Source organism: Pseudomonas agarici (genome assembly GCF_001543125.1).
Classification (GTDB): Bacteria; Pseudomonadota; Gammaproteobacteria; order Pseudomonadales; family Pseudomonadaceae; genus Aquipseudomonas; species Aquipseudomonas agarici.
This window is the reverse complement of record NZ_CP014135.1, coordinates 572,235-595,689: the sequence shown is the minus strand read 5'-3', so window position 1 is coordinate 595,689 and position 23,455 is coordinate 572,235. Positions and strand designations below refer to the sequence as shown.

The following is a 23,455-nucleotide window of genomic DNA, read 5'->3' as shown; positions in this document are numbered from 1 at the left end:
TTGCCGTTGATAAAGGTGTCGGGCGAGCCGGTGGTGATATAAGCCTGGACCGTGGGCGGAAACAGCGCATTGCTTAGCCAGTCGCAGAACTGCTTCACCTCCTCGTCGGTGCCGGTCTGGTTCATGCCGACGCCGACCGCAATGCCCACCGCACTCCCGAGTACGAGGCAGCCCAGCCCACCGGTGGCGACGGTAAGGCCCGTTGCCGCGACAACCGCCGTGGTGGCCAGTGTGCCGAACGCGACAGAGGCGGCGATTTCCAGCACGCCGCCCAGAACGTCGGCCATCGGCGCGGTGTGCAGCAGGGCATCGCCTTCGCGGGCGGCCGAATAGGTATCAGACTCAGACATAGAAGTGCTTCAAGGCTGGTGGTTGAGGATCAGCGAGTCTTTCAAGTTCGCCCAATAAGCGTTGTCGCTATCGCCCATGGGTTGCGTCTTGACATAACTCAGGGCGAGCAATTGGCGGCTGCCTGGCAGCAGCAGCCCCAGTTGATATTGATAAATACATTCGGCGCCCTTGTTGAACTGGCTCCGCACCTCCAGGGCCGTCACGTCCCGGTCCGCGCCGACCCGTACAGGCCGAGGCGCCTGGTAGCACAGTTCCCCGACCTGCTCTTGGAGCTTCTTCAACTGCGCTTCAAAGTTGCTCTGCAAGGTTTCCCCTTCGCCAAGCAGTGCACGGCTAACGATCAGCGAAGTGCCCAGGTCGGCGAACTTCAATATGTTGATCGATGCGTCCTGCACCTCTTGGCCAGGCAGGGCCAATTGCACTTCGTTGAGTCGATAAGTCATGGAACGCGGTACTCCCTATTGCTCAGGGTTTGGTTGGGGAAACATGAAATCGACGTTGGCGTCGATGGTGCTTTTGAGCCCTTGGCCCATCGGGGTCGTACCCGCTTTGCCGCCGATATTCATTTTCAGCTTGCCTCCGGTATTGATTTGCGAATCGGCTTCGGAATAGACATTGATCTTTACCCCCGTCAGGTTGATTTCCCCGGTGACATTGAGCTCCAGCACGCTTTTGCCGCAGACCAGGCGCAGGTTTTCACCGACTTCGATCAAGTAGCTTTTGCTGATGGCGTCGGTCTTGCTGCAACCGACCAGGAGTCTGTCGTCATGCTTGATTGCGAAGTGGCGATCATTACCAACGGTCGCCACCTCGTCATTGCCGATGTTCTTATTGCGGTCATGGCCCACCGAATGGCTTTCATCGACCTCGACCACGATGTCCTGGTTGCGCTCGGCATGGATATACAACTGCTCGGCGCCCTTCTTGTCTTCCATGCGGATTTCGTTGAAATTGGCCGGCGTGCCACCCTTGCTCGAACGGCTTTTCATGCCGCTCTGGGTGGCATTGGCGGGCAGGTTGTAGGGCACCGTCTGTTCGGCGTTGTAGACCCGGCCAGTGATGATGGGCCGGTCGGGGTCGCCTTCGAGGAAGCTGACGATGACTTCCTGGCCGATTCGCGGTATCTGCATCGAGCCCCAGTTCTTGCCAGCCCAGGCCTGTGACACACGAATCCAACAGGAGCTGTTTTCGTTAGACTGGTCGTGACGGTCCCAGTGGAAGTGCACCTTGACCCGGCCGAACTGGTCGGTCCAGATCTCCTCGCTGGCGGGACCGACCACCACGGCGGTCTGCGGGCCGTTGACGATGGGCCGCGTGGTGTTCGCCAGCGGCCGGAAGCTCTGCTGCGCGTCGATGCAGGTCAGGTTGCTTTCGAACTGTGCGCCAGTCGCGGCGGCGCCGGACTCCAGGCTTTCCTGGGTCATCTGGTAGCGGGCGGCGACGATCAGGTATTCGCGGTTCTGGTCCTGGCGACCGAAGCCGGTCAGGCTGAACAGGTGCCCGGCACCGACGCCACGGGCATTGCCGTCGAGCTGGACGCGCTCATGCAGGCTCTGGAAGGCTTCGATGCGGGTACGGGCATAATGCTCGCCGTCCTGGCTTTGCACATAGCTGCCGGGGTAGTCGTAGAGCGGGTAGTCGGCGGCGGTGTGCGGGCGCGGCGTGGCCGAGCGCACGCCGATCCGCGCGCTGGGGCGCTGGAAGTCATAGTCGTTGAGTTCCAGGGAGCCAGGTTGGACTTCCTGGGCCAGATGCCAATCGTTGAGGTGGTCGCGCTCGCGGTGCTGGCCGTCCGGCGGGTAGTAGGGCAGCGACTCGTAGCCCGGCGCCGGATGATGCGCGCCATAGGCGTCGGCCAGGACCAGCACGTGCCGATCCTTTTCATGGCGGAAGTAATAGTAGATGCCTTCCTGTTCCATCAGCCGGCTGACGAAATCGAAGCTGTTCTCGCGGTACTGCACGCAGTATTCCCACTCGCGGTAGGGCTGGCTGAGGAGGTCTTCGAAGTCGGAAAAGCCGAGGTCGCGGAACACCTGTTTGATGATCTGCGGGATGCTCTGGTGCTGGAAGATCCGGCAGTCGGAGGTCCGGGTCAGTAGCCAGAGCCAGGGTCGCAGGGTCACCGAATAGCTGGCGAACTGGCCCTGGCTGACGTTCTGGCTGCACCGTGCGACGATGCCGTGAAAGTAGCGCAGGCCACCCTGGATCTGCAGCGACAAGCTCATGGACTTGCCCAGTAGCCGGTTCAGGTCAATAGCGCCGTCGTTGGAGGTCAGGTGCAGTTGGTAGTCGAACAGTTGCCCGAGTTCATCGCCGCCGCCGAATTCCTTGAGCAACAGCACGTCCGGTCCGAGCGGGCTGTGGACTTGGGCCAGGCGGGTGGCTTGGGTGAATGGCATCGGCTATCTCTGGATTCTGTGGGGTTCGGTCTGGCTTGCTCGCCACAAAGGGGTTCGGTTCAGGCAACGGTCTCGCTGAACTGGTAATGCAGTTCGTTGTTGCGCTCGCTGATCCGCACTCCCGCCAAGGCCTTGCCTTCGAGCATGCGCGTGAGGAATTCGCGGCTCATGTCCGGCAACAGGCTGTTGGTCAGGAGGGTGTCGATCATCCGGCCACCACTTTCGGTCTCGGTGCAACGCGAGACGATCAGGTCGATCACCGCGTCGTCGAAATCGAAGGCGACCTTGTGGGTGTTCTCCACACGCTGCTTGATGCGGCCCAGTTGCAGGCCGGTGATTGCCTTGAGCATGCTGTCGCTGAGCGGGTAGTAGGGAATGGTCACCAGGCGCCCAAGCAGTGCCGGCGGGAAGATTTCCAGCAACGGTTGGCGCAGTGCCTTGGCGATCTCCTGCGGATCGGGCACGTGGCCGGGGTTTTTGCACAGGTGCGCGATCAGGTCGGTGCCGGCGTTGGTGGTGAGCAGGATCAGGGTGTTCTTGAAGTCGATCACCCGGCCTTCGCCGTCTTCCATCACGCCCTTGTCGAAGACCTGGAAGAAGATTTCATGCACGTCCGGGTGGGCTTTTTCCACCTCGTCCAGCAGCACCACGCTGTAGGGTTTGCGCCGCACCGCTTCGGTCAGCACGCCGCCTTCGCCATAGCCGATATAGCCGGGCGGGGCGCCTTTCAAGGTGGAGACGGTGTGGGCTTCCTGGAACTCGCTCATGTTGATGGTGATGAGGTTCTGTTCGCCGCCATACATGGCTTCGGCCAGGGCCAGGGCGGTTTCGGTCTTGCCCACGCCGGAGGTACCGGCGAGCATGAACACGCCGATTGGCTTGCTCGGGTTGTCGAGGCCGGCACGGGAGGTCTGGATGCGCCTGGCGATCATCCGCAGTGCATGGTCCTGGCCGATGATGCGTTTTTGCAGGTGCCGGTCGAGGCTGAGCACGGTTTCCAGTTCGTTGCGGGCCATGCGGCCCAGCGGAATGCCGGTCCAGTCGGCCACCACGCAAGCCACCGACTGATAGTCCACGGTCGGCAGGATCAGCGGGGTTTCGCCTTGCAGGGTATTGAGGCGCTGTTGCAGGTCGACGAGCTTTTCTCGCAAGGCGTGTGCCTGTTCGGTGCCGGTCTCGCGGTCGACCACGCCGACGCTTTCGCGTAGTTCGACGCGAGTGGCGAGCAGTTCGTCCACCAAGTCTTTTTCTTCGGCCCAGCGCCTTTCCAGTTCGGCTAGGCGCTCGCGTTCATTGCTCAGCAAGGTTTCGCTGTTGCCCTGGCGGGCGCCGGTATCGATGCCGATGGCGTGTTCGCGGGCAATGATTTGCAACTCGGTTTCCAGCGCTTCGATGCGCCGGCGGCTGTCATCGACGTGCGCCGGTACCGCATGCAGGCTGATGGCAACGCGCGCGCAGGCGGTGTCCAGCAGGCTGACGGATTTGTCCGGCAACTGCCGCGCCGGGATATAGCGATGGGATAATTTGACCGAGGCTTCCAGCGCTTCATCGAGGATGTGCACCTGGTGATGTTTTTCCATGGTCGAGGCGACGCCGCGCATCATCAGCAGGGCCTTGGCTTGCGAGGGCTCGGCGACCTGCACCACCTGGAAACGGCGGGTCAGCGCCGGGTCTTTCTCTATGTGTTGCTTGTACTCGGCCCAGGTGGTGGCGGCCACGGTGCGCAGGGTGCCGCGAGCCAGCGCGGGCTTGAGCAGGTTGGCCGCGTCACCGGTGCCGGCGGCGCCACCGGCACCGACCAGGGTGTGGGCTTCATCGATAAATAGGATGATCGGCTTGGGCGCGGCTTGGACGTCTTCGATGACCTGGCGCAGGCGTTGTTCGAACTCGCCCTTCATGCTCGCGCCGGCCTGCAACAGGCCGACATCGAGACTGCGCAGCTCGACATCTTTCAAGGCCGGCGGCACGTCGCCCGCGACGATGCGTAGGGCGAAACCCTCGACCACGGCGGTCTTGCCGACTCCGGCTTCACCAGTGAGGATCGGGTTGTTCTGGCGCCGACGCATGAGGATATCCACCAGTTGGCGGATCTCCTCGTCCCGGCCAACGATGGGGTCGAGCTTGCCACTTCGGGCCTGTTCGGTCAGGTCGACGGTGAAGCGCTTGAGGGCTTGCTGCTTGCCCATGGCGCTCGGGGCCATGGCGGCGCTGGCTTCGCCCGGCACGGCGCCGACATTGAAGCCGTCGCTGGCGGCCAGGTGGTTTTCCGGCGAGTCGCCGACGTATTCGTCGAAACGTTCGCTTAGGGCCTCTGCCTTGATCTTGTCGAACTGCGCCGACAGTCCCAGCAGCGCATGGCGCAGGCTCGGCGTCTTGAGAATACCGAGTACCAAGTAGCCGGTGCGCACCTGGCTTTCGCCGAACATCAAGCTGCCATAGACCCAGCCGCGCTCCACGGCTTCCTCGACATGGGACGACAGGTCGGTGATCGAGGTGGAGCCACGGGGCAGGCGATCCAGCGCTTCGGTCAGGTCGCGGGCCAGGTGCGCCGGTTCGAGGTTGAACTGGCGCACCAGCCTGTGCAGGTCCGAGTCGTGCAATTGCAGCAACTGGTGCACCCAGTGGGCGAGCTCCACATAGGGATTGCCCCGCAGTTTGCAAAATACCGTGGCGGCCTCGATCGCCTTGTAGGCGACGCTGTTGAGTTTGCCGAACAGCGCGGCGCGACTGATTTCACCCATGCTCTGTGCTCCTTGAGTGGTGGGCTGGTGTGGCGTGTTCGGCGTAATGCCGGGCCAGGATCAGATCGCTGGCATCCTCTGGGGGGGAGCCGATCCAGGTGTTGAAACCCAGGCGAAACCGGCGGTTGAGTTGCAGCCTGGGGATTTCGGGCTGTTCGAGGATCAGGTTGAGATCCCAATCCAGCTCGTGTCCCAGGTATTCGGCGACCCAGGCCACCAGATGGCGGAAGGGCTCGCCATCGGGCAGCAGGCTCATGTATTCATCGAGCTTCAGCGGGCCGAAGCGGATCCGGAACTTGTGCTGGCGGTCCCAGACGTGGCGCCCGAGGCACAAGTCCACCCCCAGTTGGTGGGCGCTGACACCGACCCGGCTGCGCTCCGGCAACTCCAGCCACTGGCCGACGTATTCCTCGATGGCCACCGGCAGGCCGAAATACTCGCCGAGGATCGCCTTCAGGCCGTCCGGGTAGCGGGTCTGCGCAGCCAGGTGGCCGCTGAAGTGCAGCTTGGCGATGTCCGCGATCAAGCTCTGCTTGAGCAGGCTGGGCATGCCTCGGCCACTCAGGGCGGCGAGGCGCGCGGCCCAGTAGTCGTCGTCGGGGCGGTCATGGCTGACGGTCGGTCGCGCTTCGGCCCAGGCCCGATAGAACAGGCTCAGCAGGCGATGATGGAACACATCGAGAAAGCGCTTGCTGGTGCTGTCGGCATGGTTGCGCTGGCGCTCGCGGATGTATTCGGTGAGGTGCAGCGGCAACGGGCCGTTGGGGCCGCCGAGGCCGAAGAAGAATTGCTCCAGGCGCGCCGCGCTGGTCTCGGTGGCCGGCGACAGCGCCGCCAGTGTCGCCGGGGCGAAGGCACAGTCGAGCTGCTGGCCGAGGCGCAACGGGTCGTCCGCCAGGCGCAATGAATGACCGAGGCGCGGCAGGTGCGACGATTCGCACTCGATACGCCGCAGCGCCTGGAAGAAGTCGTATTCCCAGGGTTTGGATTGCATCGCCGTGAGCGTGCTCAGAGGGTCGGACGGCGTCCGGGTTTGGCTTTCCATCGCATGATCTCGCCGCGTTCGGTGGTACGGATCACCGTCTCGGTAAAACTGTTGATCGACACGTAGCGTGCCAGGAAACGTTCGAACACCGCGCCGAGGAGAAACACCCCGGTGCCGCGAAACGCGTTCTCGTCAAATTCCAAGGTGATCTCCAGCCCACGACCGAAGACGATCGGTCCCGGCATGGGCAGACGTCGTGTGCAGGCCTTGCTGCTGACCTCGCGCAGACCTTCGATCTGCAAGTGCAGAGCGGCGTCGTTGCTGTCGCCGTACAGGCGCAGCAGTTCGCGCAGGGCGGCGGCGCCATGGCCCTGTTCGCTGAGCGACAGGTAGTTCAGCGACAATTGGCTGATCAGGCGCCAGGCCTTGTTGTCGTGGGCATGGCTGGCGCGTGGTCGGCTCGGTCCCGCCAGGCAGCGCACCGCCGACACCGGGGCGCTGTCGGCCAGGGTGAAGTCGCTCTGGTCGGTGCCGACGCTCATGAACAGCGGCAGGTCGCGGTTGGTGCACAAGGCGCTGAAGCCCAGTTGATGCAGGTCGTGGCGGTACGGTGCCTGCTGGCTGTCCACCAGGCTGATGAAAGTCTCGCTGCCGATATAGGTCGAGCGGGTGCCCTTGCGCCGTTGTTTGCTGGACAGCACCCGCGGTTCGCGGCGCAGGGTGTAGTAGGCCTGGTCACGGCCATAGCGGGAAGGATCGCGCACGGCATAGAACGGCAGGAATGGCTGGTCAGGCCCGTGGCCATAGCCGGTGACGGCGGTCAGCGAGTGGATCTCTAAGTCCATGGGCCGGGTCCGGTCGGCGATCAGATGGTGTTCGTTGACCTGCTCGGACAGGTGGCTGCGATCGGCGCGCAGGGGGAACAGGTTGATTGCCGGCGTGCAGAAAGGCACGAACTGCGCGCTGCCGACGCTGGCTTCCAGGTTCGGATCGAAGCGTTCGAACAGCACCATCAGTTCCAGCTCCCGGCCCGCGCAGCGTTTAACCGCACGGCCCAGCCCGGCGAACTCGACGAACAGATAGCGTTGGGGCAAGGCGAAGTATTCCTGCAGCAACCGATAGCCCTGGAAGGCCTGGGCCACCACCGGCATCGCCGCCTCGCGGTCGTCGAAGCCGCAGGCGCGCAGAGCGTCGGCTGGCAGGCGTTCAACCCAGTCGCCGCCTGGGGCTCGGGCGAAGACCGCGCAGGCATTGCCCAGCAGTTGCTCGTAGAGCCGGAACGGCTGTTCGTCGGCGCCATTGAGATACAGCGGCAGGCTGTCCAGCTCAAGCTGGTTGAAGGCCAGCCCGGCCCCGGTACGCAGGGTCAGGCGCAGGCCGGCCTTGGCTTTCGGTTCGCTGGCGGCCAGGCGCCCGAGTACCGCCGAGGGGTTGCCGAAGTATTCGGCGTGGCTGACCTGTAGCGGCCATAAGGTCACAGCATGGGCGCTGCGGTATTCGCAGACGGTATGGGTGTCCTTGCCCAGGGGCGTGCGTAGCGCGCTGTCGCGGGGCAGGGTGAAACCGCTGGCTAACGAACCCTCGTCGGGATTGGTCTGCAGTTGCACCACGGTCATCGATGGGGTCGGGGCCAGGTAGTGTGGGTAGGCGATTTCCAGCAGGTTGTGGGTGAACGTCGGGTATTCGGCATCCAGCTTGAGCTGCACCCGTGCGGTGAGGTAGGCGAAACCTTCCAGCAGGCGCTCGACATAGGGATCGGCGCAGTCGATCCCGGACAGCGTCAGGCGCCCGGCGATCTTCGGGTATTCCTTGGCGAACTCGGCGGCGCTTTCGCGCACGTGCCGCAGTTCCTGGTTGTAGAGGTCGAGCAGGCGTGGGTTCATGGGCGTCTCCGTTGCTCGACCGGAACCACGCGCACCTGGCCGGACTCCAGGTCGAGGTCAGTGCGCAGCAACAATGGCAGGGAGACGGGCAGCGTCCAGAGATCCCCCTCGATCTCGAAGCTGAGGGCGTTGTGGTTCATCTCGCCCTGGGCGACCTGGGCGCGGACCTGCAAGGTACTGGCCATGATGCGCGGTTCGAAGGTGACGATAACGTTGTGGATCAGCTCTTTCAGGGCTGGGATATTGATGCTAGAGGCGCTGTAGCCGGCCAGCGCCGGCAGGCCGTAGTTGATCACCGAGGTCCCCGCCGGGGTGTGTGCGGTGGCGTCGGCGTCGAGCAGCGAGGTGGTATTGAGCAGCCAGGTCAGGTCACGCAGCACCGACGCCTGGAGCTGGCTCAGGGACACTACCCGCTTGTCGGTGCCTTCCCGTAGGTGGCCGGGCTCGTCGTCGGTCAACCGGTCCAGCAGGGACAGGTGGACGCGGCGGGCGATTTCGGTCACCATACAAAAGGAGTTATATACATTTTTTGGTCTGTGCCGGGTCCGCAGGACGCGAACGTGCTTACCACTCCCGCTTCCAGGATTCCCTTGATCTGGCGGACAGCCTGCATTTTACTCAGGCAGTGGTGACTGGGCGCCGGCATGTGCTCGCTACGCCAGACCGAAAAAATCGGAATGTTGTCGAACGTTTCTATGCGCAGTTTCTGCTGGTTATTCAAGCTGAAGCTGCAAGGCCATTCCATATCCAGTTTCATGCGACTCTGGTCGGGTCTGACCAGCGTGCATTGGCCTTGATCGTCAACCAGCTGGAGCGGCTGGCCCACGAATATGGCCTGGGTCGTTGGCGTTGTGGCATGTTCGGCGAAGGCGCTCAGGCTGATCAGACCTGTCGCCAGGCCTATGGCAAGCAATGGCTTTTTCATTACGCGAGCTCCCAGAACCAGACAGCTTTGGATCTGTAGAAGAGGTCCTCAGTTAGAGTCAGGCCGCGATTCCATAGATCAATATGATCGCCGGTACGGTTTTCCTCGAACTCCCCTGACTGCTGGAAGCAATCCTTGAAGAAGATCAGCCCCGTCTTGCCCATCAACTTGCGGCGATCTTCGGCGCTGTTACTCAGGATGGTCGGGCGCCCGAGATGATGCTTCCACAACCAGTTCGCCAGCGATTCGGCACCCCTTGCATGCTCGTGCGCACACTTGGGTTCGGTGTAGGTGGACTTGTTGACCTTGATGGTCAGTTCCCTATTGAGCGCAATGCTCATGCGAATAGCACACTGGTTCTTCCAGGGACCATCACAAGCTGGAGGATGCGGCGGGGAGTAGAGTGGATAACTATTCCACAAATTGATAAACGAAGGCTTGGCCATAAATCCGACTCTCTGATTCGAAAGGACATGAAACGCCCCATCGATGACGACGGGGCGCAGGCAATCAAAGCTTGGTGTTCGAGCGGATATTCCAGCCGTATTTGATCGGACCGCCTTCGCGGGCGCCATCGGCTTTCTGTGGTTGGTAGTCGACCCGTACCTGAGCGAAATTCAGGGTGATGGTTTCGGTGGAGCGATCATCGCTGCCAGAGACGCCGGTGCTCAGAGAGGTGATGATGACTTCTTCCAGATTGATCACCAGGTACTCGACCTGGCTGTCGCCACCGGCCTTGCGCACCGTCAGCCTGACCTTGTCGATGTGCTTGCCGCTGCTGCAATACATCATCAGGTTTGGCGTGGACTTGTCGATGTACTTGTTGATCGCCAGGTCGCGGATTTCGACCTTGCCGGCACCGCCTCCGCTGCCGGCATGCATGTTGCCGGACTGGGACATGCCCCAGCTCCAGTTGAGGACGTCGATCTCGTCCTTGTGGGCTTCGTCCTGGGACTCGCCCTTGATGTCGCCGATCTTGATGAAGATATCAACAGCCATGCTTTCTCCTCCGTGGTCTTTACCACGATGTTGTTAGCCGCAACCCGCCTTCGGTGGGGGTTCGCTGTGGTTGCGGGTGCGGGTTACGCCCCTTTCGCCGACGGCAATTTCGAGACCAGGCGCAACGAAACCGTCAGGCCTTCGAGCTGGTAGTGCGGGCGCAGGTAGAACTTGGAGGTGTAGTAACCCGGGTTGCCTTCGATGTCCTCGACCACCACTTCCGCCGCCGCCAGCGGGTGCTGGGCCTTGCTGGTTTCGCTGGAGTGGGCCGGGTCGCCGTCGACGTATTGGAGGATCCAGTCCTGCAACCAGCGCTGCATCTCGTCCTTCTCTTTGAACGAACCGATCTTGTCGCGCACGATGCACTTGAGGTAATGCGCGAAGCGGCAGGTGGCGAACAAGTAGGGCAGGCGGGCGGCCAGGTTGGCGTTGGCGGTAGCGTCCGGATCGTCGTATTCAGCCGGTTTCTGCAGCGACTGGGCACCGATGAACGCTGCGAAATCGGTGTTCTTCTTGTGCAGCAGCGGCATGAAGCCGTTCTTCGCCAGTTCGGCTTCGCGACGGTCGGAGATGGCAATTTCGGTTGGGCACTTCAGGTCCACGCCGCCATCGTCGGTTGGGAAGCTGTGGGCCGGCAGGTCGTGGACCTCGCCACCGGACTCGACGCCGCGAATCCGCGAGCACCAGCCATAGTGCTTGAACGAGCGGTTGATGTTCACCGCCATGGCGTAGGCCGCATTGGCCCAGGTGTATTTGCTGCTGTCGGCGCCGTGGGTGTCTTCTTCGAAGGCGAAAGCTTCCACCGGGTCGGTCTTGGCGCCATAGGGCTGGCGTGCGAGGAAGCGCGGCATGGCCAGGCCGATGTAGCGCGAGTCTTCCGATTCGCGCAGCGAACGCCAGCCGGCGTATTCCGGGGTGGTGAAGATCTTGCTCAGGTCACGCGGATTCGACAACTCCTGCCAGGAGCCCATGCCCATCACCGTCGGCGAAGCGGCGGCAATGAACGGCGCATGCATGGCCGCGCAGACCTTGGACAGTTCGCCGAGCAATTCGACATCCGGTGGCGACTGGTCGAAGTAGTAGTCGCCCACCAGACAGCCGTAGGGTTCGCCACCGAACTGACCGTATTCCTCTTCGTACATCTTCTTGAAGATCGGGCTCTGGTCCCAGGCCGTGCCCTTGAACTTCTTCAGGGTCTTGTGCAATTGCGGCTTGGCGATGTTCAGCACGCGGATCTTCAGTTGCTCATCGCTTTCGGTGTTGCTGACCAGGTAGTGCAGGCCGCGCCAGGCGCTTTCCAACTGCTGGAAATCAGGGTGATGGATCACCTGGTTGATCTGCGCGGTGAGCTTGGCGTCGATGGCGGCGATGATCGATTCAATTGACTTGATGGCATCGTTGGACACCAGACTGGTCTGTGCCAGGGCCTGCTCGGCGAGGGTGCGCACGGCACCTTCGACGGCTTCGCGGGCGCGCTCGGTCTTGGGCTTGAACTCCTGCATCAGCAGGCTGGCGTACTCACTGGGTTCGCTGGTGGTGCTTTGCAGAGGCTGATTGTGTTGCTGCAACTGGGTCATGATCGTTCGTCCTGATTAAGCGCTGGGCTCGGAATCCTGGGGCTTTGGCGCACTCGCCAGGGCCTGGAGCAACGCCGGATCGTTGATGGCTTTCATGATGATTTCCTCGGCGCCGGTCTTGCCGTCCATGTAGGTCAGCAGGTTGGCCAATTGGGTCCGCGCTTCGAGCAGCTTGTTCAGCGAGTCGACCTTGCGCGCCACGGCGGCGGGGCTGAAGTCGTCCAGGCTCTCGAAGGTGATGTCCAGGCTTAGGTGGCCGTCGCCGGTCAGTTCGTTCGGCACGTTGAACGCGACCCGTGGCTGCATGGCCTTGAGGCGCGAGTCGAAGTTGTCGACGTCGATTTCCAGGAACTTGCGGTCGGCCACGGCGGCCAGGGGTTCGGCGGGCTTGCCGGTGAGGTCGGCCATCACGCCCATGACGAAAGGCAACTGGACCTTTTTTTCGGCGCCGTAGAGTTCCACGTCGTACTCGATCTGGACCCGCGGCGCACGGTTGCGCGCGATGAATTTCTGAGAACTTTGCTTCGCCACGTTGCTGCTCCTGGTCGCTGCTGCGACGGTGTAGGCGTCATCGGTATGGGCCGTTAACGTAACTGCGTGGTCCGTGCGGGCTTATTCGCCTTCGGGGCCACGCAGGGTTTCAAACTGGGATATGCCATCGGGAATCAGGTTGCGCACGATGGCTGCAAAGTCGGCGTGGACCAGGTTTTTCGCCCGATTCAACAACACCGGTAGCGGGCTCGAGGGCTCGTGGCGGGTGTAGTAAGCGAGGATGCAGTCAAGGTTGCGCAGCACATCATCGCGGTTGCCGATCTCGCCCGTGGCGCGTGGAACCGCTGCCGCATGGGCGCCGACAGGGTGATGGTCGGGGGGGGCGGCGCCACGCCCGGTGTTGTCGGGTTCCGGCTCGTCGGCGCTGCCCGGGGCATACTCTCCAAGTACTTGCAGTGCGAGCTTGAGCGGCTGGCGCAAGGCGCTCAGGTCGACACCCTGGGCCGAGCCGACCTGCTCGCAGACGAAGCGTTCGATGGCCTCGAGGTTGCCGCAGGCTTCGCTCAAGGTGCGGCGCACGGCTTGCAGTTGCCGTGCATCGGTGTCGCGCAGGGCGCCGCCCAGCTCGTCGGCGCTCAGGCTCTCGTCGGAAAAACCCTGCAGGCCGCTGGCGTTCAGTGCCGCCCGCAGGGTAACGGTGCCGAAGGCCCTGGAGCGGGTCAGCACGCTTTCGCGCAGCAGGCGTATATTGGTTTCGCAGGCCAGGCCCGAGAGCGCATTGACCCGCACAGTGGGGTCATTGTCGTCATCGGCATCGAGCAATGGGTAGAGCTCGGCCCAGTGCCGCTGGAGCAGTTGGTTGATCAGGCTCAGGGCCTGGTTGAGGCCGGCGAAGCCGTGGAGGGCCAGAGCACTTTGCGCCAGGAAATGGGTGATGCGCAGGTCTTTGCTGCGCTGTAGCAGGGCCACGCTTGACTGCTCGATGGCACGCCAGGCGGGAGGCTCGGCCAGGTGCACCGAATCGCCCATGCTACGCTCGGGTTTACCTTGGGCATCGCGCTCCAATTGCAAGAATTGCGCGTCATATTCCAAGTCCTCGCCGCAGGGCGAGTTCGCGGCAACAGCGGCGAGCAACAGTGGCACATCCACCAACTTCGATCTCCTTATCGGGCTGTCGGGCAGCCAGGAATTTGTTTCGAAAGTTTACTTAGAGAACTTCCATGTCTTACAGGTATATACGCTGCAATGCTGTTGAGTCATTACTTCAAAACAAGAAGTTTCACATTTTTGGTGTAGTAGTTATGGCTTGTCAAGTGTAAGCTCTCGGTTCTTTGTTACTGATATGACACACCCGTAGGAATTTTCTGTTATTGGGTCAGAAAGTTTTCGTTTTTTAATATCTCGTAGGAAAAATCCTACTTTCTTTGTTCGGTAAGTTAGTAAGGATTTGACATATTTTTTCCAGGATTCTCGTGACCCGAAACAAGGCCCGCCGCAAGGTCATTGCGGCAGGCTGATCATGTGTGGAAGTACGGCAAGGAGGCGCAATGTCGCTGTGTTTGACTATTACTAGTTATCACAAGATCACCCCAGGTCAATGTTCAGAGAAATCCATGGACAAGGGAGTTATGGCAATTGGCCGTGGCTGCGAAAACGACTGGGTACTTCCCGATCCAGAGCGATTGGTTTCCTCACGACATTGCGTTATTCAATATAAAGAGGGTCGTTACTATCTGACCGATAACAGTACAAATGGAGTGGAGCTGGTTAATGCAGGCATTCGTTTGCGTAGAGGTAACAGCGAGCCATTGCAGGATGGCGAAGTTATCCGTATCGGTGAATACGAGATCCGCGCACGGATCGATTTCAATCTGCAACTGGCCGATGTCGCTCTTTGCGCAGCGGACACTTCCAATAGTTTCGAGGCGCTGATGGGGCGTGCGGCTCCAGCGCCGATACCAGCGTCGGTCAATACCTCCGCGATGCATTTCCAGGGCAGCTCGGCGACGGATACCCTGCCCGACCTGTTCGACTTCCTGGCACCGTCGAGCGTACCGCCGGCTACCCTGCCGGATCATGTGCCGGCGCAGCAGCATGATTTCCGTCCGCCGACACCGTTGAGCCCACCGTCTGCCGTGGCTGCACCTGCGATTGCTAGCGTGGCGGGGGTGATTCCGCAAGACTGGGATCTGGTCGGCGATACGCCGGAGGTCGCGAGCACGCCGCCAGTCGCCGTAGCGGTGATGACGCCCGAGGTTGTCGAGCCGACTTGCGCGCCACCCGTGACAGCAATGACCGAGCCATCCGTTGCGCCTGTGGTTCCGCTACTCGGCTCTCCGGCGCCGACTGAATCGCAGGCGTTGCTGCTGCAAGCGTTCCTGCGCGGTGCGGGTCTGGACCGGTTGCGGATCGACGGCGCCGAAGTGGAGGCACAGATGGAGGCCATCGGGCGCAGTTACCGGCTGATGGTCGAGGGTCTGATCGACGTCCTGCGTGCTCGCAGCAGTCTCAAGGGCGAGTTCCGCATGCAGCAGACGATGATTCGCCCAATGGAAAACAATCCGCTGAAGTTTGCGCCGAATGCCGATGAAGCGCTGCTGTTGCTGCTGCGTCATGGCAACCAGGCCTTCATGGCGCCGGACCAGGCGGTGCAAGACAGTTTCGATGATCTGCGGGCCCACCAGATGGCAGTCATGGCCGGGGTGGAAGCGGCAATCAAACACTTGCTCAAGCGCTTCGAGCCGACCGAGCTGGAGGCCCGTATGAGCCGGCCCGGTGGTTTGTCGAAGCTGTTCAGCGGTTCGCGCCAGGCGCAGTACTGGCAGCAGTTTACCGAGCTGTATACGAACATTTCCCGCGAGGCCGAAGAGGACTTTCAGGACTTGTTCGGACGGGAGTTCAGCCGGGCCTATGAAGAACACAGTGCGCGGTTGCGCGGCGGATAGCGCCAGGGGCTGGCATGGCGGCCGCCGTTCTGCGGGCCGAATGCACAACAGGATTTAACGGAAAGTTCAGCACGTCATTGAGGACGCAGGATGATTCACCGAGTTTTACTCGCCGTAGCCGCGACGCTGCTGCTGAGCGCATGTACCAGGAACGCGGCGGCTCCCGCGCCCGCCGTTGCCCCGGTTGCCGATAGCGCCAGCATTGTCTTGAATTTCCAGGCCAGCGCCGGCCTCAACCCTGGCGCCAACGGCGCGCCGGCTCCGGTGCGCGTGCGTATCTTCGAGCTGAAGAACACCGCCAACTTCAGCCGTGCCGATTATTTCGCCCTGGCGGAGAGGGCCCGGACCACCCTCGGTGCCGATCTGGTCGACCAGGATGAAGTGCTGGTCCGGCCCGGCGAGCAATTGAGCGTCGAGCGCCTGCTCGACCCCGCGACCCGCCAAGTCGGGCTGGTGGTGGGTTATCGCGAAATCGACCAAGCGCTCTGGCGCAGCGTGTTCAACGTCCCGCCCAGACAAGTTACCGACTATCAGATCAGCCTCGATGCGCATGCTGTACGTAGCGCCGTCGAACGCACCGCCCCTTAGGCAAACGGAGAAGCCATGTCCTGGAACAATCGAGTGGTCTGGTCGGAAGGCATGTTCATCGCAACGCAGCACTTCCAGCAGCATGACCGTTATCTGGAAAACCTGATCGATGCCCGCAGTCGCCCGTTGGCGGTCGGCGCCTGGGGTTTTTCCGAGCTGTTGATCGACCAGGGTCTGTTGGCCCAGGGCAAGCTGGCCATCGTTTCCGCTCGGGGCCTGCTGCCGGATGGCACGCCGTTCAATATTCCCCATGACGACGTGGCACCCAGTCCGCTGAACATCGAGGACGGCCTGCGTGACGGGGTGGTCTATCTCGCCTTGGCGCTCAAGCGTGCCGGTGCCCGCGACACCGTTGACGAAAGCGAGGAACTCGGCAGTGCGCGCTACCTGAGCCAAGTGCGCGAAGTGCGTGACGATAACGCACCGTTCGAGAATCGTGCGGCGGTAGCCGTCGGCTCCCGTGCCTTGCGCCTGCTGACCGCTGGCGATGGCCTGAGCGACTACGCGGCCATCGGCCTGGTGCGGATCAAGGAAAAACGTGCCGACCGCGTCCTGGTGCTGGATGAGCGCTATATCCCGCCGGTACTGGACGTGGCCGCCAGTCAGCCGTTGACGGCTTTTCGCAGCGAGCTGGTGGGGCTCTTGCACCAGCGTGGCGAAGCCCTGGCTGGCCGGGTCGTCGCCTCGGGCGCGGGCGGCGCTTCGGAGATCGCTGACTTCATGCTGCTGCAACTGGTCAACCGCGCCGAACCGTTGGTCAATCACCTGAGCCAGTTGAGCCCGTTGCACCCCGAGCGTTTCTACAGCGAGCTGGTGAGCCTGGCCGGCGAGTTTTCCACCTTTTCCCAGAGTGGCCGACGCTCGGCCAAATACCCGCAGTACCAGCACGATGCCCTGGCTTTGAGCTTCACCCCGGTCATGCAGGCGCTACGCGAAGCGCTGTCGATGCTGATCGACAGCAAGGCGACGCCGATTCCGATTGCCGAGAAAGCCTACGGCGTCCACGTGGCGATGCTCACCGACAAGACCTTGATCGACAACGCCAGCTTCATTCTCGTGGTGCGCGCCGATATCCCCAGCGAAACCTTGCGCGGGCGTTTTGCCCAACAAAGCAAGATCGGCTCGGTGGAGCACATCCGCGACATGGTCAACTTGCAGTTGCCGGGTATCGGCTTGTTGCCGTTGCCGGTGGCGCCCCGACAGATCCCGTTCCACGCCGGTTCCACCTACTACGAACTGGATCGTGGCAGCGAGCAGTGGAAGCAACTGACGCACTCCGGTGGCTTCGCGTTCCATGTCGCTGGCGAGTTCCCGGGGTTGGACCTGGCCTTCTGGGCCATTCGAGGATAAGCCGCGATGCACGCCAATGAAGATCCGTTGGGCCAGCCCGCGCCGGTCCCCAACGAACGTACCCAGTTCATGCCGCGCCCCGGTGGCCGGTTGCCGCAAGCCGCGGCCCGAGCCGAGCCGGTGGCGCCCTTGTCGATACCGGCCGCGCCCTTGCCGACTGGCCAGTCGCAGGGCCTGAATCCGTTGGAAAGCGCCGCCGGTGTGTTGCTGGCGTTGCTGACGCGGTTGCGCAACACCATCGCCCATTCGGCGCCGGCGAGCTTGCGCGCGCAACTGCTGGCCTATCTACGTCAGTTCGAAGAGCGCGCCGAAGCCGCCGGGGTTGCCCGCAACGAAGTGCTACTGGCGCGCTACGCGCTGTGCACCGCTCTTGATGAAGCGGTGCTCAGTACGCCGTGGGGCAGTGCCAGTGAATGGGGTAAGCAGAGCCTGCTGATCACCGTGCACAACGAGGCCTGGGGCGGCGAGAAGGTGTTTCAGTTGCTCGAGCATTGCCTGCAGAGCCCACGCGAGCGCCTGTACCTGCTGGAGCTGCTGTACCTGTGCATCTGCCTGGGGTTCGAAGGCCGTTACCGGGTAATGAACGACGGTCGCCGCCAGCTCGATGCCCTGCGCGAACGCGCCAGCGCGACGATTCGCAGCGCCCGTGGCGAGTACGAGCGCGAGCTGTCGCCGCATTGGCGCGGCCTTAGTGTGGCGCGTGATCGCCTGACCCAGTTCGTGCCGCCCTGGGTCGGCGTGGCCCTGGGCCTGGGGTTGCTGCTGGCGCTATTGATCGGTCTGCGACTGCAGCTGGCCGCCGATGCCGAGCCGGTGTTCAAGAGTATCCATGCCCTGGGCGAGATCCCGGTGCAGACCATCGACCGTCCCGTGGCGCAGCCCAAGCGGGTGGAACGGCCACGCCTGGCGGGGTTTCTCGCCGATGAGATCAAGGCTGGCAAGGTCGCCGTCGAGGATCAGGTTGATCGCTCGGTGGTGACCCTTCGCGGCGACGAACTCTTTGCCTCGGCCAGTTCGAGCATCGTCGATGACTTCCAGCCGCTGATGTTGCGCATCGCCGATGCCATCCACCAAGTCAAAGGGCAGGTAAGGATCAGCGGCCACAGCGATAACCGCCCGATCGCCACCCTGCGGTTTCCGTCGAACTGGGCTTTGTCCCACGCGCGAGCCGAACAGGTGCTGCAGATCCTCGCGGCGAAGACCGGCACGCCTGCGCGTTTCAGCGCCGAAGGGCGCAGCGACACCGAGCCATTGGCCTCGAATGCCACGGCCGAGGGCCGGGCGAAGAATCGTCGGGTGCAAATCACCGTTTTGGCGGAGGGAGTCGAGTGAAGGGTTTTTCCGGTTTTGTCATTCGCTGGGTGATCCCCCTGGTGGGGCTGATGTTCCTGAGCGGGATCATCTGGTTTGCCGGCCCGGTGCTGGAAGTGCTCGTGGCGCAAGGTCGGCGCTGGGCGTTGATCATCCTGATTTTCGCGGTGTGGTTCGGCTATCGCCTGTTCCGCTTGATCCAGGCTCACCGCCAGACGGCGAAGGTCATGCAGAGCCTGGCCGCGGAAACCGTGGCGGACCCCGCCAACGTGGCCACCGCCGAGGAACTGGCGATCCTGCGCCAGCGCATGGACGAAGCGCTGGCCTTGCTTAAGAAGGCCAAGCTCGGCGGTGGCGAGCGGCGTAACCTGTACCAATTGCCGTGGTACGTGATCATCGGCCCGCCGGGCTCGGGCAAGACCACGGCGCTGGTCAATTGCGGCCTGCACTTTCCCCTGGCCGCGCAGCTCGGCGCCGGGGCGATCCGCGGTGTCGGTGGCACGCGCAACTGCGACTGGTGGTTCACCGACGAAGCGGTGCTGCTGGACACCGCCGGGCGTTACACCACCCAGGACAGCCATGCCCAGGTGGATAAGGCGGCCTGGCTGGGCTTTCTCGACCTGCTCAAGACCCAGCGTTCGCGCCGGCCCATCGACGGTGCTTTCATCGCCATCAGTCTGTCCGACCTGCTGCTGAGCACCGATGCCGAGCGGGCGGCTCATGCCAGCGCGATCCGTGCGCGAATCCAGGAGTTGTACACCCAGCTCGGGGTGAGTTTCCCGATCTACCTGATGCTGACCAAGCTGGACCTGGTGCCGGGGTTCATGGAGTTCTTCGATGCCCTGAGCAAGGAAGAACGGGCGCAGGTCTGGGGCATGACCTTTGCCTTGGACGACGGCAAGAGCAGCGAAGGTCCGTTGCCGCACTTCAAACGCGAATTCGCGGCGTTGGAGCAGCGGCTCAATGCCCGCCTGGTCGAGCGCCTGCAGCAGGAGCGCGACCCGGCGCGACGCGACCTGATCTACGGTTTCCCACAGCAGTTCGGCGCGCTGAAGGAATGCCTGCAAAGCTTCCTCGACGGCGTATTCAAACCCAACGCCTATGAGAACCGGGCACTGCTGCGCGGCGTGTACTTCACCAGCGGCACCCAGGAAGGCAGCCCGATCGACCGCCTGATCGGTGCCATGGCCCAGAGCATGAACCTGGATCGCCAGCAACTGGCCCGCCAGGATGGCACCGGGCGCAGTTATTTCATCGAGAAACTGTTCACCGCCGTGGCCTTCGCCGAACGCGGGCTGGTCGGGGTCAATCCCACGGTCGAGCGGCGGCGCCGATGGCTGGCCCGTGGCGTGCTGGCAGCAACGGTCGCGGTGGTGGTGTTGGTGGGTACGTTGTGGCTAGTGAGCTACCGCGCCAACCAGGTCTATATTGCCCAGGTCGACCAGAAGGTCGCGCCGCTGGGCCAGAGCGTGCAGAACCTCAGCTCGGCACAGCGCGATGTCCTGGCGGTGCTGGCGTTGCTCAATGCGGTCAAGCACCTGGCCGGCGATGCGCCGGGCTGGTCCGAAGGCCTGGGGTTGTATCAGGGCGACATGCTTGAGGCCGAGTCCGCCAGTGTCTATCGCAAGCTGTTGATCGCGGTGTTCGCGCCGCGCCTGCTGACCCGTGTCGAGGAGCAACTGCACGGTGGTGGCAACTCGGACTTCCTCTATGAGGGGCTGAAGGCCTACCTGATGCTCGCCGACAACGAGCATTACGATGCGCAGTTCATCAAGGCCTGGATCGCCCTCGACTGGGATCGCAGCCTGCCCCGTGATTTGCCTGCGCAGCAGCGGCTGGCCCTGGGCGAGCACCTCAAGGCGTTATTCGAGCGTCGCCCGCCGAATGCCCGACTGGATGAGCGACTGATAGACGACCTGCGCCGACAATTGCAGCAGTTGCCGGTGGCGCAGCGGGTCTACGACCGGGTCAAGCGCCAGAAGCTGCCGGAAGGGGTGCCCGAGTTTCGCTTGAACGAAGCCGTGGGCCGCGATGCCGCGCTGGTGTTCAGCCGCAAGAGCGGCAAGCCGCTGGGCGATCCGCTGAGCGGCTTTTTTACCGCCAAGGGCTATCGCGAGGCGTTCCTGCTGAGCAGCCTGAGCCAGGCCAGAACCCTGGCCGAAGAACAATGGGTGCTGGGCCGTGACCAGGCCGAGCAACAGAATGTCGCCAGCCTGGCGGCGGATGTGCGGCGCCTGTATTTCCAGGACTACCTGCGCCAATGGGAGGCCCTGCTGGCGGATATCGACTTTGTGCCGATCACCAGCGTGGCCCAGGCGGCCGATGTCCTGCGGGTGATTTCCGGTCCGACCTCGCCGCTGAAAAAACTGCTGGTGGCGGTGGCAAAGGAAACCGATCTGCAACAGGAACAACGCTTGCTGGAGGCTCAGGGCCAGAAAGTCGACAGCGGTGTCGATCAGATCAAGCAGCGCCTGGGCTCGATGCTCGGCCTGGAGCAGGCGACCGGCACGGCGCCTGCGGTGGTGAGCGAGGACCCGGTCAGCGCGCACTTCGCCGAACTCAATGCCCTGGTCAACAAGGGCGAGGGCGAGCCGGCGGCCATCGATGGCCTGCTGGCGGACATCAATGCGTTGTACGTGCAGGTCAGCGCCATGGTCGGTGCCAGTGGCGATGCCTTGCTCGGTGAAGCGAAGCACCAGGCCAGCGCCGCCGCCGCGCGGGTCAGCCTGAGCGCCGAGCGCCAGCCGCCGTTGGTCCAGGGGTTGGTCAAATCGGTGGTCAGCGCCACCACCAACAACATGATGGGCGGGGTGCGCAACCAGTTGAACGCGGCTTGGACCCGTGAAGTGGTGAATGTCTACCGGCAATCTCTCGGCGGCCGTTATCCGCTGGCCCCTGGCAGCGCCCGGGATGCGACCTTGGATGACTTCGGCCAGTTCTTCGGGGTGGGCGGGGTGATGGACAACTACTTCCGTAAATACCTGCAACCCTACGTCGATACCTCGGCGGCGACCTGGCGCTGGCAGCCGGGCGCGGCGCAGAAGCTGGGGATTGCACCGAGTGCGCTGCAGACCTTCCAGCGGGCCGCGTCGATTCGCGATGCCTTCTTCCGTTCCGGTGGCACTCAGCCGATCGTGCGGTTCGAGTTGAAACCGCTGGCGATGGATGCCTCGATCAGCCAGTTCCAGCTCGATCTCGATGGCCAGCAGATCAGCTATGACCACGGTCCGAGCCGGCCAGTGGCGATGCAATGGCCCAATCCGGGGAGTATCGGCGTGGTCCGCTTGTCGATCTCGCCGGCTTCGGTGACGGGTCGCTCCGCCATCACCCTGGATGGCCCGTGGGCCTGGTTTCGCCTGCTGGAGCAGTCGGACCTGGTAGCTGGCCAGTCCCCGGACCGTTTCAACCTGCGTTTGCGCGTGGACGGTGCGAGCATCTCCTATGAGCTGCGCGCCAATAGCGCGTTCAACCCGTTCAAGAGTCGTGTGCTCAGTGGCTTCAGCCTGCCGGAGCGCCTATGACGACGGCGGGTTTCTACGGCAAGCTGGCCAGCCGCGGCGACTTTATCAGTCGCGGCCTGCCTCAGGGTTTCGTGGAACCATGGGACGCCTGGCTGGCCCGCGGCCTGCTCGCCAGCCAGCAGCAGCTAGGCAGCGACTGGTTGAATGTGTATCTGGTCAGTCCGCTTTGGCGCTTTGTGCTGGCGCCGGGTGTCTGCGGGCTCGAGGCGATTGCCGGCGTGCTGATGCCGAGTATCGACCGGGTGGGTCGTTATTTTCCGCTGACCATCGCCCAACCGCTGGAGGCCGGACAGGCATTGGCGATGGTGGTCGGTGGCGCCGATGACTGGTTCGAACAGGCCGAGGCCCTGTTGCTGGCAACCCTGCAAGACGAGGCCAGCTTCGAGGTCTTCGACCAGGGTGTGCGCAACCTCGGTGGGTTGCCGTTTGCCAATAAGGCCTCGACCTGTGATTTCGCCGGCTTGCAGCGCTTTACCGCGCTGGATGCGCGAAGCCGTGGCCTGGCCTTGGCCGAGCAGGCCTGTGTCGGTGCGAGTCTGTGGTGGGGCCTGGGTTCGCAGCGGATCGCCGCCGGTCTGATGCGCTGTACAGGGCTGCCGGCGACCGCCCATTTCGGCAGTTTTCTGTTGGGCAGCGGGGTGCCGAGCTAAATGTCCGGCGCTCCTGCAATCAGCTACCGGTCCGCCAGCTACAGCCATGTCGGCATGGTTCGCCAGATCAACGAAGACGCTTGCCTGGAATTGCCCGCCGCTGGCCTGTGGGCTATCGCCGATGGCATGGGCGGGCACACGGCGGGCGATTACGTCGCCAGCCTGATCGTCGACACTTTGCGTCGTATTCCGCCATCGGAGTCCTTAGCGATCTACAGCAACGCCCTGCGCACGCGTCTGGCCGAGGTCAACGCAGCGGTCCGCGAGGAAACCGCCCACCGTGGCGTGTCGATGATGGGCAGCACCGTGGTCCTGCTGGCGGTGCGCGGTGATGCCGCCGTCTGTCTGTGGGCTGGCGACAGCCGCCTGTATCGCCTGCGCGACGGCCAGTTGGAGGGTATTTCCCGCGATCACAGCTACGTCCAGGAGCTGCAGGACAGCGGCCTGCTCAGCGCGGCTGAGGCGCGGGTGCATCCACGGGCCAATATCGTCACTCGGGCGATTGGCGTCGAGGCGCGGTTGGAGCTGTCGATGAGCAACTTCCAGGTGCTCTCCGGTGACAGCTACCTGCTGTGCAGCGACGGCCTGAACAAGACCGCCGAGGATGCGGAAATCCGCGATGTGCTCGGCCACCCGCAGCCCTATGAAGTGGTGCGCAGCCTGGTGCACCTGGGCCTGACCCGGGGCGCTCCCGACAACATTACGGCAATCGTCGTCAAAGCCAGTTGAAGACCCAGC

General features: G+C 63.0%; 20 protein-coding genes. 7 read left to right on the top strand and 13 right to left on the bottom strand.

Features of this window, described 5'->3' with window-relative positions; genetic code table 11:
- The 13 genes from AWM79_RS25225 to tssA form a co-directional block, all read right to left on the bottom strand.
- Window positions 1–350, bottom strand: a 350-nt coding sequence (locus tag AWM79_RS25225) for a hypothetical protein (RefSeq protein WP_167375413.1), incomplete at its 3' end; no start/stop codon positions are given.
- A gap of 9 nt (window positions 351–359) precedes the next feature.
- Window positions 360–794 carry a DcrB-related protein gene (locus AWM79_RS02765; protein ID WP_060782109.1) on the bottom strand — a complete coding sequence of 145 codons (435 nt, stop codon included), beginning with the start codon at window positions 792–794 and terminating at the stop codon, window positions 360–362.
- 15 nt (window positions 795–809) lie between these two features.
- The gene (locus AWM79_RS02760) at window positions 810–2,750 is read right to left on the bottom strand and encodes a type VI secretion system Vgr family protein (protein WP_060782108.1); all 1,941 of its coding nucleotides are present in this window, start codon (window positions 2,748–2,750) and stop codon (window positions 810–812) included.
- 59 nt (window positions 2,751–2,809) lie between these two features.
- Entirely contained in the window at window positions 2,810–5,491 is a 2,682-nt protein-coding gene (gene tssH, locus AWM79_RS02755; RefSeq protein ID WP_060782107.1) for a type VI secretion system ATPase TssH, read from the bottom strand.
- A complete protein-coding gene (gene tssG / locus AWM79_RS02750) occupies window positions 5,484–6,536 on the bottom strand; it encodes a type VI secretion system baseplate subunit TssG (protein ID WP_060782106.1) in 1,053 nt (350 codons plus the stop codon). Before tssG ends, tssH begins: the two co-directional genes overlap by 8 nt.
- Window positions 6,500–8,359, bottom strand: a complete 1,860-nt coding sequence (gene tssF, locus AWM79_RS02745) for a type VI secretion system baseplate subunit TssF (protein WP_060782105.1) — start codon at window positions 8,357–8,359, stop codon at window positions 6,500–6,502. The genes tssG and tssF overlap by 37 nt, the downstream gene beginning before the upstream one ends.
- A complete protein-coding gene (gene tssE / locus AWM79_RS02740) occupies window positions 8,356–8,865 on the bottom strand; it encodes a type VI secretion system baseplate subunit TssE (protein ID WP_060782104.1) in 510 nt (169 codons plus the stop codon). The genes tssF and tssE overlap by 4 nt, the downstream gene beginning before the upstream one ends.
- Complete coding sequence (locus tag AWM79_RS02735; RefSeq protein WP_060782103.1) at window positions 8,859–9,284, bottom strand: hypothetical protein; 426 nt, start codon at window positions 9,282–9,284, stop codon at window positions 8,859–8,861. Before AWM79_RS02735 ends, tssE begins: the two co-directional genes overlap by 7 nt.
- Window positions 9,284–9,730, bottom strand: a complete 447-nt coding sequence (locus AWM79_RS02730) for a type VI secretion system amidase effector protein Tae4 (protein WP_060782102.1) — start codon at window positions 9,728–9,730, stop codon at window positions 9,284–9,286. Before AWM79_RS02730 ends, AWM79_RS02735 begins: the two co-directional genes overlap by 1 nt.
- A gap of 64 nt (window positions 9,731–9,794) precedes the next feature.
- The gene (locus AWM79_RS02725) at window positions 9,795–10,283 is read right to left on the bottom strand and encodes an Hcp family type VI secretion system effector (protein WP_060782101.1); all 489 of its coding nucleotides are present in this window, start codon (window positions 10,281–10,283) and stop codon (window positions 9,795–9,797) included.
- 83 nt (window positions 10,284–10,366) lie between these two features.
- A complete protein-coding gene (tssC, locus tag AWM79_RS02720) occupies window positions 10,367–11,860 on the bottom strand; it encodes a type VI secretion system contractile sheath large subunit (protein WP_060782100.1) in 1,494 nt (497 codons plus the stop codon).
- A gap of 15 nt (window positions 11,861–11,875) precedes the next feature.
- Window positions 11,876–12,391: a type VI secretion system contractile sheath small subunit gene (tssB, locus tag AWM79_RS02715; RefSeq protein WP_060782099.1), complete on the bottom strand. Its 516-nt coding sequence runs from the start codon at window positions 12,389–12,391 to the stop codon at window positions 11,876–11,878.
- A gap of 81 nt (window positions 12,392–12,472) precedes the next feature.
- The gene (tssA, locus tag AWM79_RS02710) at window positions 12,473–13,501 is read right to left on the bottom strand and encodes a type VI secretion system protein TssA (RefSeq protein WP_060783933.1); all 1,029 of its coding nucleotides are present in this window, start codon (window positions 13,499–13,501) and stop codon (window positions 12,473–12,475) included.
- 398 nt (window positions 13,502–13,899) lie between these two features.
- Here tssA and tagH point away from each other — a divergent pair, with 398 nt between their 5' ends.
- The 7 genes from tagH (at window position 13,900) to AWM79_RS02675 (ending at window position 23,446) form a co-directional block, all read left to right on the top strand.
- Window positions 13,900–15,297, top strand: coding sequence for a type VI secretion system-associated FHA domain protein TagH (tagH, locus tag AWM79_RS02705; protein ID WP_060782098.1), 1,398 nt, complete (start codon window positions 13,900–13,902; stop codon window positions 15,295–15,297).
- Between the two features lie 90 nt (window positions 15,298–15,387).
- Complete coding sequence (gene tssJ / locus AWM79_RS02700) at window positions 15,388–15,885, top strand: type VI secretion system lipoprotein TssJ (protein ID WP_060782097.1); 498 nt, start codon at window positions 15,388–15,390, stop codon at window positions 15,883–15,885.
- A 15-nt stretch (window positions 15,886–15,900) separates the two neighbouring features.
- A complete protein-coding gene (gene tssK, locus AWM79_RS02695; RefSeq protein ID WP_060782096.1) occupies window positions 15,901–17,235 on the top strand; it encodes a type VI secretion system baseplate subunit TssK in 1,335 nt (444 codons plus the stop codon).
- Between the two features lie 6 nt (window positions 17,236–17,241).
- Entirely contained in the window at window positions 17,242–18,567 is a 1,326-nt protein-coding gene (locus tag AWM79_RS02690) for a DotU family type VI secretion system protein (RefSeq protein WP_060782095.1), read from the top strand.
- Window positions 18,564–22,067, top strand: a complete 3,504-nt coding sequence (gene tssM / locus AWM79_RS02685) for a type VI secretion system membrane subunit TssM (protein ID WP_060782094.1) — start codon at window positions 18,564–18,566, stop codon at window positions 22,065–22,067. The genes AWM79_RS02690 and tssM overlap by 4 nt, the downstream gene beginning before the upstream one ends.
- Entirely contained in the window at window positions 22,064–22,717 is a 654-nt protein-coding gene (gene tagF, locus AWM79_RS02680) for a type VI secretion system-associated protein TagF (protein WP_060782093.1), read from the top strand. The genes tssM and tagF overlap by 4 nt, the downstream gene beginning before the upstream one ends.
- On the top strand, window positions 22,718–23,446 hold the full coding sequence (locus tag AWM79_RS02675) for a PP2C family protein-serine/threonine phosphatase (protein ID WP_060782092.1): 729 nt from the start codon (window positions 22,718–22,720) through the stop codon (window positions 23,444–23,446).
- Window positions 23,447–23,455: the final 9 nt, after the last annotated feature.